Annotated in this window: 12 protein-coding genes; 7 read left to right on the top strand and 5 right to left on the bottom strand. The window is 62.9% G+C overall.

Annotated features, from left to right (window positions below):
* Positions 1-15 precede the first annotated feature (15 nt).
* Positions 16-1,734, top strand: a complete 1,719-nt coding sequence (locus KCG88_RS25235) for an EAL domain-containing protein (RefSeq protein WP_047284918.1) — start codon at positions 16-18, stop codon at positions 1,732-1,734.
* On the opposite strand, the gene KCG88_RS25230 is transcribed toward KCG88_RS25235, so the two are convergent.
* Positions 1,707-2,477 carry a transporter substrate-binding domain-containing protein gene (locus KCG88_RS25230; protein WP_210713353.1) on the bottom strand — a complete coding sequence of 257 codons (771 nt, stop codon included), beginning with the start codon at positions 2,475-2,477 and terminating at the stop codon, positions 1,707-1,709. The genes KCG88_RS25235 and KCG88_RS25230 overlap by 28 nt on opposite strands.
* 138 nt (positions 2,478-2,615) lie before the next feature.
* Between KCG88_RS25230 and dnaX the strand changes: the two genes are divergently transcribed.
* The 5 genes from dnaX (at position 2,616) to KCG88_RS25205 (ending at position 8,265) form a co-directional block, all read left to right on the top strand.
* On the top strand, positions 2,616-4,694 hold the full coding sequence (gene dnaX, locus KCG88_RS25225; protein ID WP_047336144.1) for a DNA polymerase III subunit gamma/tau: 2,079 nt from the start codon (positions 2,616-2,618) through the stop codon (positions 4,692-4,694).
* Positions 4,695-4,760: 66 nt separating this feature from the next.
* On the top strand, positions 4,761-5,099 hold the full coding sequence (locus KCG88_RS25220; protein WP_015634779.1) for a YbaB/EbfC family nucleoid-associated protein: 339 nt from the start codon (positions 4,761-4,763) through the stop codon (positions 5,097-5,099).
* A 210-nt stretch (positions 5,100-5,309) separates the two neighbouring features.
* Positions 5,310-6,353 carry an NADP-dependent oxidoreductase gene (locus tag KCG88_RS25215; RefSeq protein ID WP_011060226.1) on the top strand — a complete coding sequence of 348 codons (1,044 nt, stop codon included), beginning with the start codon at positions 5,310-5,312 and terminating at the stop codon, positions 6,351-6,353.
* A gap of 58 nt (positions 6,354-6,411) precedes the next feature.
* A complete protein-coding gene (recR, locus tag KCG88_RS25210) occupies positions 6,412-7,014 on the top strand; it encodes a recombination mediator RecR (RefSeq protein ID WP_011060227.1) in 603 nt (200 codons plus the stop codon).
* A gap of 102 nt (positions 7,015-7,116) precedes the next feature.
* On the top strand, positions 7,117-8,265 hold the full coding sequence (locus KCG88_RS25205) for an acyl-CoA dehydrogenase family protein (protein ID WP_210713352.1): 1,149 nt from the start codon (positions 7,117-7,119) through the stop codon (positions 8,263-8,265).
* Positions 8,266-8,340: 75 nt separating this feature from the next.
* Here KCG88_RS25205 and fnrA read toward each other — a convergent pair whose 3' ends face one another.
* Positions 8,341-9,075, bottom strand: a complete 735-nt coding sequence (gene fnrA, locus KCG88_RS25200; protein ID WP_011060230.1) for a Crp/Fnr family transcriptional regulator FnrA — start codon at positions 9,073-9,075, stop codon at positions 8,341-8,343.
* 153 nt (positions 9,076-9,228) lie between these two features.
* On the opposite strand from fnrA, the gene KCG88_RS25195 reads away from it, so the two are divergent.
* Positions 9,229-9,708, top strand: coding sequence for a hypothetical protein (locus KCG88_RS25195; protein WP_047284926.1), 480 nt, complete (start codon positions 9,229-9,231; stop codon positions 9,706-9,708).
* On the opposite strand, the gene hemN is transcribed toward KCG88_RS25195, so the two are convergent.
* The 3 genes from hemN to ccoS form a co-directional block, all read right to left on the bottom strand.
* Complete coding sequence (gene hemN / locus KCG88_RS25190; protein WP_047336146.1) at positions 9,705-11,087, bottom strand: oxygen-independent coproporphyrinogen III oxidase; 1,383 nt, start codon at positions 11,085-11,087, stop codon at positions 9,705-9,707. The genes KCG88_RS25195 and hemN overlap by 4 nt on opposite strands.
* Before the next feature lie 148 nt (positions 11,088-11,235).
* Positions 11,236-11,919, bottom strand: a complete 684-nt coding sequence (locus KCG88_RS25185) for a sulfite exporter TauE/SafE family protein (protein WP_210713351.1) — start codon at positions 11,917-11,919, stop codon at positions 11,236-11,238.
* A complete protein-coding gene (gene ccoS, locus KCG88_RS25180) occupies positions 11,912-12,142 on the bottom strand; it encodes a cbb3-type cytochrome oxidase assembly protein CcoS (protein ID WP_047284931.1) in 231 nt (76 codons plus the stop codon). Before ccoS ends, KCG88_RS25185 begins: the two co-directional genes overlap by 8 nt.
* Positions 12,143-12,150 lie beyond the last annotated feature (8 nt).

Raw genomic sequence — 12,150 nt, 5'->3', positions numbered from 1 at the left:
CAGTGAGTTCGACTCATGGATGAGAAATACCGCAGGGCCGTCGATGCCGCCGCCATCTTCTCCGAGACGGACTTGGGCGGCAGCATCACTTATGTCAACGATCTGTTTTGCCAGATATCGGGCTACAGCCGTGAAGAACTGATTGGCGCCAACCACCGGATGCTCAGTTCCGGGCTGCATCCGCCAGAGTTCTTTGTCGAGTTGTGGCAGACCATTACCCAGGGCCGGGTGTGGAAAGGCGAGATCTGCAACCGCGCCAAGGACGGCAGCCTGTACTGGGTCGACAGCACCATGGTGCCACTGGTGGATCAGCGCTCCGGGCAGGTGGTGCGCTATGTGTCGATCCGCTTCGATGTCAGCGAAAAGCGTCAGCTGTTGCATTCGTTGCAATGGCGGGTCGGCCACGACGTGCTTACCGGGCTGCCCAACCGGGCCTTTCTCTCCGACCTGCTGCATCAGGCTCTGGACTTCTCCCGGGCGCAGGACATTCCCCTGGCGGTGTGCATGCTCGACCTGGATGGTTTCAAGGCAGTCAATGACGGCTATGGCCATGCTTGTGGAGACCTGCTGCTGGTGGAGGTGGCTGCGCGACTGCGTTCGATCATCCGCGGCGAGGACGTGGTGGCCCGCCTGGCCGGCGACGAGTTCGTGCTGATTTTGCGTTACGTGCGCGACATGCTGGAGCTGCGCGCGGCGTTGCAAAGGGTATTGGCGACCATTTCCCAGCCTTACTCGATCCAGGGCAAGGACATCAACGTCTTTGCCAGCATCGGCGTGACCCTGTACCCCACCGACAACCACGACGCCGACACCTTGTTGCGCCACGCCGACCAGGCCATGTACGTGGCCAAGCAGAGCGGACGCAACCGCTTCCACCTGTTCGATGTGCTGCGCGACCGTGAAGTGATGGTCACCTATCAGACCGTCGAGCAGGTGCGCCAGGCCTTGCACTCAGGCGAGTTGCGCCTGTACTTCCAGCCCAAGGTGAACATGCGTACCGGTGAGGTGGTGGGCTTCGAGGCGATGCTGCGTTGGCAGCACCCGCAGCGCGGCATGCTGGGGGCCCAGGAGTTTCTGCAGCAGGTGGAGGAGACCGACCTGATCGTCGAGATCGGCGAGTGGGTCATGGACCAGGTGATGACCCGCCTGCAGTGCTGGCAGCGGGCGGGGCAGGGCTGGCCGGTGAGCCTGAACGTGGCGGCGCGGCATTTCCAGCGCCCGGACTTCGTCGAGCGACTCAAGGACATGCTCGACCGCTATCCGGATGTGCTGCCGGCGTTGCTGGACCTGGAAATCGTCGAGTCGGTGGCCATCGACAATATCCAGCGGGTCAGCGATTGCCTCGATGCCTGCCAGGGATTTGGTGTGCAGTTCTCCCTGGGGGACTTTGGCACCGGCCATTCGTCCCTCAGTTACCTCAAGCGCCTGCGCACCCAGACCATCAAGATCGACCGGCTGTTCGTGCGCGATATGCTGCACGACGCGGACGATCAGGCACTGATCCAGGCGTTGGTGGGGCTGGCCCAGGCCTTTGGCCGGCGAGTGGTGGCCGAGGGGCTGGAAAGCCTGGCACATGGCGAGCGCTTGATGGCCCTTGGCTGCGACGTTGCTCAGGGGGATTTCATTGCGCCGCCAATGCCCGCCGAGGCGGTGCTGGAGTGGGTGCGCAACTTTGAGCCTCCGCCGGCATGGCGAAGCGATGAGCTTCAGGGCGAGGCGATGTCGGGAGGCTGAGCGTTATCCTCGGGGCCTACGTACCGCTGGACGATGGCGTCGATCTCACCGGACATCTTCATCCGCAACAAGGTGCGCAGGATGCGCTGGGCCGGCACTCTCGGATCGTTGCGTATATAGCAGCCCACGGCCTGCTCCTGCAGCACCGCGACGCTGTACAGTGGGTTGCCGGTGGCCTGGGTCTTGTTGAACCAGTCCAGGGTCCACTGGCTGGCGATGGCGTAGCGGTAACGCCCGGCCACCAGTTTCTGCAGCACCTGCTCCTCGTTGCGGGCGTCGTCGCGTATCAGCTGGTTGGTGTCGAACAGCGACTGCAAGGAGGTGTAGGTATAGCTGAGGACGGTGCCGATATGCTGGCGTGACAGTTGCTGCAGGTTGACCGCCGAGGGCTCCGGATGGGTGCTCACCAGCAGGTTGCGCTGGATGAACAGTGGCACGCTCCACAGGTAATCCCCGGACAGGTTCGGCAGCCAGGCCTGGGCAGCGTAGCAGCGCACGTCGACTTCGCCCTGGACCATGGCGCTCTGCACCCGGGCCCGGGCCAGGACATGAAACTGCGCCGGAGTTTCCAGGTGTCGGGCCAGGCTGTTCATGGTGTCGAAAAGGATGCCATCGGTGGGCTGGTCGCCTTCGACTTCGATGGCCGGCATGGCCCAACTGTCGGCGATGGCAAAGCGCAGGGGCGGCTCTGCGGCTTCCAGGCTGGCGCTGAAGAGAAGCAGGGCGCACCAGGTCAAACGCATACAATCTCCAGGGTGTCGGCGGGCGAGCAATCCTTTGCAAAATGCAGCTTAGACAGATTAGACGAGCGCGCCGGATGCAATTTCGCCCTTGCTCCGCTAGCATTACCGGCTTCCGCTTTCCAGTTGCGACGGTTTTCGATGAGTTATCAGGTTCTTGCACGTAAATGGCGTCCGCGCTCGTTCCGCGAAATGGTCGGCCAGACCCATGTGCTCAAGGCTCTGATCAATGCCTTGGACAGCCAGCGGCTGCACCACGCCTACCTGTTTACCGGCACCCGCGGGGTGGGCAAGACCACCATCGCGCGAATCATTGCCAAATGCCTGAACTGTGAAACAGGCATCACTTCCACCCCCTGCGGCACCTGTTCGGTGTGCTGCGAGATCGATGAGGGACGCTTTGTCGACCTGATCGAGATCGACGCCGCGAGCCGGACCAAGGTCGAGGATACCCGTGAACTGCTGGATAACGTGCAATACGCACCCAGCCGCGGGCGCTTCAAGGTCTACCTGATCGACGAAGTGCACATGCTCTCCAGCCACTCGTTCAATGCCCTGCTCAAGACCCTCGAAGAGCCGCCGCCCTACGTCAAGTTCATCCTGGCGACCACTGATCCGCAGAAGCTGCCGGCGACCATCCTCTCGCGCTGCCTGCAGTTCTCCCTGAAGAACATGACCCCGGAACGGGTGGTGGAGCACCTGAGCCACGTCCTGGGCGTGGAGAACGTGCCGTTCGAGGATGACGCCCTGTGGCTGCTGGGCCGCGCCGCCGATGGCTCGATGCGCGATGCCATGAGCCTCACCGACCAGGCGATTGCCTTCGGTGAAGGCAAGGTCATGGCGGCCGATGTGCGGGCCATGCTCGGCACCCTCGATCACGGTCAGGTCTACGACGTGCTGCATGCGCTGATCAACGGCGATGCCAAGGCATTGCTGGAGGCGGTGCGACATCTGGCGGAGCAGGGGCCGGACTGGAACGGCGTACTTTCTGAAATCCTCAACGTGCTGCACCGGGTGGCAATTGCCCAGGCATTGCCGGAAGGGGTCGACAACGGGCACGGCGATCGTGACCGGGTGCTGGCCCTGGCCCAGGCCCTGCCGGCCGAAGACGTGCAGTTCTATTACCAGATGGGCCTGATCGGTCGGCGCGACCTGCCGTTGGCGCCGGACCCCCGCGGCGGCTTTGAAATGGTCCTGCTGCGGATGCTGGCCTTCCGCCCAGCCGATACCGCGGATGCACCGAGACAGCCGCTAAAGCCAGTGGGGATCAGCCAGGCCACAGTTGATTCCGCCCAAACCGTGGCGGTGCCGGCACCTGCCGTGCCTGTAGCGACTGTTGCCCAGGCTCCGGTTGTGAGTGCTCCAGTGGCGCCAGCGCCTGTTGCCGTATCCGAACCTGTCGCGCCCCCTGCGGCCGAAGCGGTCGCCGTCGAACCCGAGCCGGTGGTTGTCGAAGCGGTGGTCGACCTGCCCTGGAACGATCCGGTGGAGCCACAGATCGAACAGCAACCAGCGGTCGAGCCGGTGCTGGAGGTGTCCGCCGAGCAGCCTGAGCTGACGCCGATGCCGACCCCGACGCCGGACAGCGTGGTGCCGGACGCGCCGGAATGGGTCAGCGCCCCGGTGCCGGAACCCACGGTGGCGGAGGTCGACGCCGCCACTCCGGGTATCGACCTGGACGACGAGCCGCCGCTGGACGAGGACTATATCGAGCCAGACATGGATTCGGCCTACAGCTACCTGGACGAACTGGCCAGTGAGCACGCAGCCGATCCGGCGCCGGAACCCGAGCCCGAACCTGCTGCCAAACCGGCCACTGGCCTGGCCCTGGAATGGCTGCAACTGTTCCCGAAACTGCCGATCTCGGGCATGACCGGCAGCATCGCCGCCAACTGCACCCTGATGGCCGTGGACGGCGACCATTGGCTGCTGCACCTGGACCCGGCCCACAGCGCACTGTTCAACGCTACCCAGCAGCGTCGCCTCAACGACGCCCTGAACCAGTACCACGGGCGTACCCTGACCCTGGCGATCGAGCTGATCAAGCCCGAGCAGGAAACCCCGGCCCAGGCTGCATCACGGCGCCGCGCCGACCGTCAGCGCGAGGCCGAGGAGTCGATTCATGGTGATCCGTTCATCCAGCGGATGGTCCAGGAGTTCGGTGCAGTGGTGCGCCACGATACTATTGAACCTGTCGAGGCCCTGGCGGCTCAGGGTTGATCATTCAAAGGGCGCCGGGCCTGGGGCCGGGCGCCGTTTCCATCCCCGTACTTTGAGGTAATTCCCATGATGAAAGGTGGCATGGCCGGCCTGATGAAGCAGGCACAGCAGATGCAGGAAAAAATGGCCAAGATGCAGGAAGAACTGGCCAACGCCGAAGTCACCGGCAAGGCCGGCGGCGACATGGTCACTGTAGTCATGACCGGCCGTCATGACATCAAGCGTGTGAGCATCGACCCGAGCCTGCTGGAAGGCGTCAGCGAAGATGACCGTGAAGTGCTCGAAGACCTGTTTGCCGCTGCGGTGAACGACGCCGTGCGCAAGATCGAGTCCAACAGCCAGGAAAAAATGTCCGGCATGACCGCCGGCATGCAACTGCCTCCAGGCATGAAACTGCCGTTCTGATTCGCGCAAGCGCATCGGATGGACTACATAAAGCCAGGCCTTGAGCCTGGCTTTTTTTTGCCCTGGCGATCAGCACTGCGCTGTGGGTAGCAGCCGGCTGGCCGACGAAGGTCGCAGCAGATCCCTCTGCAGAAACATCGAACGTGATGCTCTTCACAGGGTCTGCAACCTATACCCTTTCATTCAACATTTCCTAAAGGAGTGTCCATGATGCCGCAAACATTGACCCTCAATCAGCGTGTGGTGCTGGTCTCCCGGCCCGAGGGCGCGCCGGTCCCGGAGAATTTCCGCCTGGAACGGGTGGCCTTGCCGGAACTGGCTGATGGCCAGGTGCTGTTGAAGACCCTCTACCTGTCACTGGACCCCTACATGCGCGGGCGCATGAGCGATGCCCCGTCCTATGCGGCGCCGGTGGAAATAGACGAGGTCATGACCGGTGGTGCAGTGAGCCGGGTCGAGCGTTCGCTCAACCCCAAGTTCCAGGAGGGCGACCTGGTGGTGGGCGCCACTGGTTGGCAGAGCCACTGCATTTGCGATGGCCGCAACCTGATCCCGGTGCCCTCGGGCCTGCCCAGCCCCTCCATGGCGCTGGGTGTGCTCGGCATGCCCGGTATGACCGCCTACATGGGGTTGATGGACATCGGCCAGCCCAAGGCCGGGGAAACCCTGGTGGTGGGTGCAGCCTCTGGCGCCGTGGGGTCGGTGGTGGGGCAGGTGGCGAAGCTCAAGGGACTGCGGGTGGTAGGCGTGGCCGGTGGCGCCGACAAATGCCGTTATGTGGTCGAGGAGTTGGGTTTTGATGCCTGCATCGATCACAAGAGCCCCGACTTTGCCGACGAACTGGCCCAGGCCTGCTTCAAGGGCGTGGACATCTATTTTGAAAACGTCGGTGGCAAGGTCTTCGACGGGGTACTGCCGTTGCTCAATCCCAGGGCGCGTATTCCCCTGTGCGGGCTGATCGCCCAGTACAACGCCCAGGCGCTGCCGCCGGGGCCGGATCGCCTGCCACTGCTGCAACGCACCTTGCTCACCAAGCGGGTACGCATTCAGGGCTTTATTGTCTTTGACGACTATGGCGACCGCCATCCGGAGTTCATCAAGGCCATGGCGCCCTGGGTGCGCGAAGGCAAGGTCAAGTTCAAGGAGGACGTGGTCGAGGGCCTGGAGCAGGCACCAGAAGCCTTCATCGGCCTGCTGGAGGGGCGCAACTTCGGCAAGCTGGTGGTCAAGGTCGCCCCGGACGCGAGCATTTGACGCTACCCCGAGGCGCGGGTATAAACCGCGTCTCGTTGTTTTTGTCGGACCTTTGCTCATGAGCTTCAGCCCCCTGATTCGCCAACTGATCGATGCCCTGCGCACCTTGCCGGGTGTGGGTCAGAAAACCGCCCAGCGCATGGCCCTGCAGCTGCTGGAGCGTGATCGCAGTGGCGGCTTGCGCCTGGCGCAGGCCCTGAGCCAGGCCATGGAAGGCGTGGGGCATTGCCGCCAGTGCCGGACCCTGACCGAAGACGAGCTGTGCCCGCAATGTGCCGACCCGCGTCGCGACGACACCCTGCTGTGCGTGGTGGAAGGGCCGATGGATGTGTACGCGGTGGAGCAGACCGGCTATCGCGGGCGCTACTTCGTGCTCAAGGGCCACCTGTCGCCTCTGGATGGCCTGGGCCCGGAGGCCATTGGCATTCCGCAGTTGCTGGCGCGTATCGAGGAACAGGGCAGTTTCAGCGAAGTGATCCTGGCCACCAACCCGACGGTGGAAGGCGAAGCCACTGCGCACTACATCGCCCAACTGTTGACCAACAAGGGCCTGATCACCTCGCGCATCGCCCACGGCGTACCTTTGGGCGGGGAGCTGGAACTGGTGGATGGCGGCACTCTGGCTCACTCCTTTGCCGGGCGCAAACCCATAGCGTTGTAAGGCTGTGGGAGCCGGCTGACTGGCGGAGGATGCGCCACGCATTCTCTTGAAAACCAAGCAAGCGCTTGGTAAGTTCCCTCGACCCTTCAGAGGAGCTTGCCCATGTCTGCCTGCCAGGAATACTTCGACCCCAGCCACCAGTTGGTCCGCGACAGCGTGCGACGTTTCGTCGAGCGTGAAATCCTTCCCCAGATCGACGAGTGGGAGGAGGCCGGCAGTTTCCCCCGTGAGCTGTACCTCAAGGCCGGGGCCGCCGGGCTTCTGGGCATCGGTTACCCCGAGGCCCTGGGCGGCAGCCATGAGGGTGATCTGTTCGCCAAGATCGCTGCCAGCGAGGAGCTGATGCGCAGTGGCTCCGGCGGCCTGGTGGCGGGCCTCGGCTCCCTGGATATCGGCCTGCCACCCATCGTCAAATGGGCTCGCCCCGAAGTGCGTGAGCGGGTGGCACCGCTGGTGTTGTCCGGGGAGAAGATCAGCGCCCTGGCGGTCACCGAACCCGGCGGCGGCTCGGACGTGGCCAACCTGCAGACCCGCGCCGTGCGCGATGGCGATCATTACCGGGTCAGTGGCAGCAAGACCTTTATCACCAGTGGCGTGCGCGCCGACTTCTACACCGTGGCGGTGCGCACCGGCGAAACCGGCTACGGTGGTATCAGCCTGTTGTTGATCGAAAAGGGCGCGCCGGGCTTCACTGTGGGGCGGCAGTTGAAAAAGATGGGTTGGTGGGCCTCGGATACCGCCGAGCTGTTCTTCGACGATTGCCGGGTGCCGGTGGGCAACCTGATCGGCGCCGAGAACATGGGTTTTGCCTGCATCATGGGCAACTTCCAGAGTGAACGCCTGGCCCTGGCCCTGATGGCCAACATGACCTCACAGATGGCCCTGGAGGAAAGCCTGAAGTGGGCGCGCGAGCGTGAGGCGTTCGGCAAGCCCATCGCCAAGTTCCAGGTGCTCAAGCACCGTTTGGCGGAGATGGCCACGGCCCTGGAGGTTTCCCGGGAGTTCACCTATCGCCAGGCGGCGAAGATGGCCACCGGCAAGAGCGTGATCAAGGAAATTTCCATGGCCAAGAACTTCGCCACCGATACCGCCGACCGTATTACCCACGATGCGGTGCAGATACTGGGTGGCATGGGCTACATGCGCGAAAGCCTGGTGGAGCGCCTGTACCGCGACAACCGCATCCTGTCGATCGGTGGCGGCACTCGCGAGGTGATGAACGAAATTATCAGCAAGCAGATGGGGCTTTAGGTGTACTGGCGGGCAAATAAGCCGCGCCAGTAAACCTGCGACCGAGCCGCCTGGCTCAGCCGCACGGGTTGTGGATCAGCCTTCCACCGAGCCGCCGGCGAGGGCGCAGAGCTGGATCGGGTCGAGGATGTGCACTTCCTTGCCCTCCGCGGCAATCAGCTCGTTTTGCTGGAAGCGAGTGAACACCCGGGACACGGTTTCCACCGCCAGGCCCAGGTAGTTGCCGATTTCGTTACGCGACATGCTCAGGCGGAACTGATTGGCCGAGAAACCCCGGGCGCGAAAGCGCGCGGACAGGTTGACCAGGAACGTGGCGATACGCTCGTCAGCGGTCTTTTTCGACAGCAGCAGCATCATTTGCTGGTCATCGCGGATTTCCCGGCTCATGACCCGCATCAGCTGGCGACGCAGCTGTGGCAGTTGCAGTGCCAGCTCATCGAGGCGTTCGAAGGGGATTTCACACACCGAGGTGGTTTCCAGCGCTTGGGCCGAGACGGGATGGCTTTCGGTGTCCATGCCTGACAGGCCTACCAGCTCGCTGGGGAGATGGAAGCCGGTGATCTGTTCTTCGCCGCTGTCGCTCAGGCTGAAGGTTTTCAGGGCGCCCGAACGCACGGCGTACACCGAGTCGAAGCCGTCACCCTGACGGAACAGGAATTCGCCTTTTTTCAATGGGCGGCCACGTTTGACGATTTCGTCCAGCGCGTCCATGTCTTCCAAATTCAGCGAAAGTGGCAGGCAGAGGGGTGCCAGGCTGCAATCCTTGCAATGGGCCTGGTTGTGAGCGCGCAGTTTAACTGGCTCGGACATTCTAGAATCCTTGTGGGAAAACACACATAAGCCGTAAGGGTAACTCACGGGAGGAGGTTCCGGCCAGTCCGTGCCGTATTGACTGTTAGTCGTAAAGCTATCCTTTTATGGGTCGATAACCTGTTAACGAAAGTAACTTGGAAGGCTGAAATTATGTCGTCCGTTGGCGCTATTACTAATGGCAGCAATAACTTGCAGTCGCTTCATGAACCCTCGACAAGTCAGGTTGACGAGCAACTAAGAGTTTCTCCATTAGTTGCAGAGCCAGTGATTGGGGAGGGCGTCAAAGTGTCGCTGTCGGGCGCCGGCCTGAACAAATCCGCCGCCGCCAAAGGGCGTGACAGTGATATCGAGGAAAGCGGCCTGCCGGAAAACATTCAGCAGATCCTCAAGATGATCAGAAAATTGCAACAACAGATTGCCGAGACCCTCGCCCAGCTGCAGGCGGTCATGGCCGACAAGCACCTGAGCCCTGAAGAAACCAAGGTTCGGATCGGCAGCCTGCAATCTGCCCTGGCAATACTCAACGGCGGTTTGCTGACCGCCAATGCCTCCCTGGCCAAGGCAATGAAAGAAGCGGGCTTGGGCCCTGAGCAGGTGATGAAGGCTGCATCCTTGATCATGAAATCCTAGATCACCCGGGAAAACCGCTGGCGGTTCTGCTGGCCCAGGTACGCATCGAACACCATGCACACCGAGCGCACCAGTAGACGACCGGCTGGCAACACGGTGATGGCTTCGCTGCTAAGTTCAATCAGGCCGTCTTCGGCCATCTCTTCCAGTTCCGGCCAGAGTTCATTGAAGTAGCCGCGAAAGTCGATATTGAAAGCCTGTTCGATCTCCTCGAACTTAAGACTAAAGTTGCAGATCAGTTGTTGAATAACTTCCCGGCGCAGACGGTCATCGGCATTGCATACCAAGCCGCGACTGGTGGCCAGTTGTGCGCCAGCCAAGGCATTTTGATAGTGCGCCAGGTCGCTGCTGTTCTGGCAGTAGAGATCGCCGATCTGGCTGATGGCTGAAACACCGAGCCCAATAAGGTCGCAATGACCATGAGTGGTGTAGCCCTGGAAGTTGCGTTGCAGGGTGGACTCTTCCTGGGCAATGGCCAATTCATCATCGGGCAGGGCGAAATGATCCATGCCGATGTAGCGATAGCCGGCAGCCGTCAGCTGTTCGATGGTGCGTTGCAGCATCTGTAGCTTTTCCGCCGGGGCAGGCAGTTCGCTGCCGTTGATCCGCCGCTGGGGCATGAAACGCTCCGGCAGGTGGGCGTAGTTGAACACCGACAGTCGGTCCGGTTGCAGGCTGATGACTTCTTCCACGGTGCGGGCGAAGTTTTCCGGGGTCTGCTTGGGCAGGCCGTAGATCAGGTCGATGTTGATGGAACGGAACTGCAGGGTGCGGGCCGCTTCGATCACCGCCCGGGTTTCGTCCAGGCTTTGCAGGCGATTGACCGCGCGTTGCACCGCCGGGTCCAGGTCCTGCAGACCGATGCTGACCCGATTGAAACCCAGCTCCCGCAGCAGGCCCATGGTCGACCAGTCGGCTTCCCGGGGATCGATCTCGATGCCGTAGTCGCCGGAGTCGTCGTCCAGCAGGTTGAAGTGCTTGCGCAGTAGGGCCATCAGTTGGCGCAGTTCATCGTGGTTGAGAAAGGTCGGGGTGCCGCCACCGAAATGCAGTTGTTCCACCCGCTGGTTGGGGGCCAGGTGGCAGGCGATCAGTTGCATCTCCTGTTCCAGGCGTTGCAGGTAGGGCAGAGCGCGGCTGCGATCCTTGGTGATGACCTTGTTGCAGGCGCAGTAGTAGCAGATGTTGGCGCAGAACGGGATGTGCACGTACAGCGACAGCGGGCGCTGCGCCTTGCGGCTGTCGCGCAGGGCGTGCAGCAGGTCGAAGGCGCCGACCTGACTGTTGAACTGCACTGCGGTCGGGTATGAGGTGTAGCGCGGTCCCGCCAGGTCGTAGCGGCGGATCAGATCTGTGTCCCAACGAATGGCGTCGAGCATGCGGGAATTCCCCCGGATAGGCTGGCAGTGTTCGCGAGTCTAGGAGGTTCAGGCCAGGTCCATCTTGACTTGTATCAAGGGTGTTCGGGAGCCGCTGGGGCAGTGCCGACGAGGCCTGCAGGCCCGGTTGCCGGGCGCCTTCCCGGGGTCAGTGGCCCATCAGCCAGTGCTGGTGAGGACCGGGCAGGGTCCAGATGCCGAAGAGAATGACCAGTACGCCGCCAGCCATGCGTACGCTGCGCTGACGCAGCAAGGCGGTGATCCGCTCCGCTGCCAGCCCGGTGGCCAGCAGCACGGGCCAGGTGCCCAGGCCGAAGGCCAGCATCAACAGCGCGCTGTCCAGGGCGCTGCCCTGGCTCGCCGACCACAGCAGGGTGCTGTACACCAGGCCGCACGGCAGCCAGCCCCACAGCGCCCCCAGGAGCAATGCGCGGGGCAGGCTGGAAACCGGCAACAGGCGGCTGGCCAGCGGCTGGATATGCCGCCACAAGCCCTTGCCGAGGCCTTCGATGCGGGTCAGGCCACTCCACCAGCCGGCCAGGTACAGGCCCATGGCAATCAACAGCAACCCGGCCAGCACTCGCATGAACAGCGCCAGTGGACTGTTGGCCACAGCCCAGCCCGCCAGGCCCAGCAGCAGGCCGGCCAGGGCGTAGCTGAGAATGCGGCCCAGGTTGTAGGCCAGCAGCAGGCGCAGGCGTCGGCTGCGCTGTTGCGGGGGGATGGCCAGGGTCAGGGCGCCCATCAGGCCGCCGCACATGCCCAGGCAGTGGCCGCCACCCAGCAGGCCGAGGATCAGCGCAGAGACCAGCAGAGGGGCCAGTTCAAACATGGGGCGGTTCCGGTTTTCTGGCAGGGTCGGTTTCGCTGCTCGGTTGGCCCTTGGCCTCATCCACCGCGGCGGTGTGGCTTGGGTCCTGGTCGTCGAACAGGATGCTGTGGGCCGGGCCGTCGAGATCGTCGTACTGGCCGCTGTCCACCGCCCAGAAGAAGATGTAGATGGCGATGGCCACGATCAGCAGGGCGGCCGGGATCATCACGTAAAGAGCTGGCATCTGGACTC

Origin of the sequence: Pseudomonas sp. MWU349 (assembly GCF_017947325.1) — a bacterium.
GTDB classification, from domain to species: domain Bacteria; phylum Pseudomonadota; class Gammaproteobacteria; order Pseudomonadales; family Pseudomonadaceae; genus Aquipseudomonas; species Aquipseudomonas protegens.
The sequence above is the reverse complement of the archived record's forward strand: the minus strand, read 5'-3'. Positions and strand labels throughout refer to the sequence as shown.

What these genes read in the sequence shown, in the direction of transcription:
- KCG88_RS25235 (WP_047284918.1), top strand. Translation starts at nt 16, where the DNA reads ATGGATGAGAAATACCGCAGGGCCGTCGATGCCGCCGCCATCTTCTCC.
- KCG88_RS25230 (WP_210713353.1), bottom strand. Translation starts at nt 2,477, where the DNA reads ATGCGTTTGACCTGGTGCGCCCTGCTTCTCTTCAGCGCCAGCCTGGAA.
- dnaX (WP_047336144.1), top strand. Translation starts at nt 2,616, where the DNA reads ATGAGTTATCAGGTTCTTGCACGTAAATGGCGTCCGCGCTCGTTCCGC.
- KCG88_RS25220 (WP_015634779.1), top strand. Translation starts at nt 4,761, where the DNA reads ATGATGAAAGGTGGCATGGCCGGCCTGATGAAGCAGGCACAGCAGATG.
- KCG88_RS25215 (WP_011060226.1), top strand. Translation starts at nt 5,310, where the DNA reads ATGCCGCAAACATTGACCCTCAATCAGCGTGTGGTGCTGGTCTCCCGG.
- recR (WP_011060227.1), top strand. Translation starts at nt 6,412, where the DNA reads ATGAGCTTCAGCCCCCTGATTCGCCAACTGATCGATGCCCTGCGCACC.
- KCG88_RS25205 (WP_210713352.1), top strand. Translation starts at nt 7,117, where the DNA reads ATGTCTGCCTGCCAGGAATACTTCGACCCCAGCCACCAGTTGGTCCGC.
- fnrA (WP_011060230.1), bottom strand. Translation starts at nt 9,075, where the DNA reads ATGTCCGAGCCAGTTAAACTGCGCGCTCACAACCAGGCCCATTGCAAG.
- KCG88_RS25195 (WP_047284926.1), top strand. Translation starts at nt 9,229, where the DNA reads ATGTCGTCCGTTGGCGCTATTACTAATGGCAGCAATAACTTGCAGTCG.
- hemN (WP_047336146.1), bottom strand. Translation starts at nt 11,087, where the DNA reads ATGCTCGACGCCATTCGTTGGGACACAGATCTGATCCGCCGCTACGAC.
- KCG88_RS25185 (WP_210713351.1), bottom strand. Translation starts at nt 11,919, where the DNA reads ATGTTTGAACTGGCCCCTCTGCTGGTCTCTGCGCTGATCCTCGGCCTG.
- ccoS (WP_047284931.1), bottom strand. Translation starts at nt 12,142, where the DNA reads ATGCCAGCTCTTTACGTGATGATCCCGGCCGCCCTGCTGATCGTGGCC.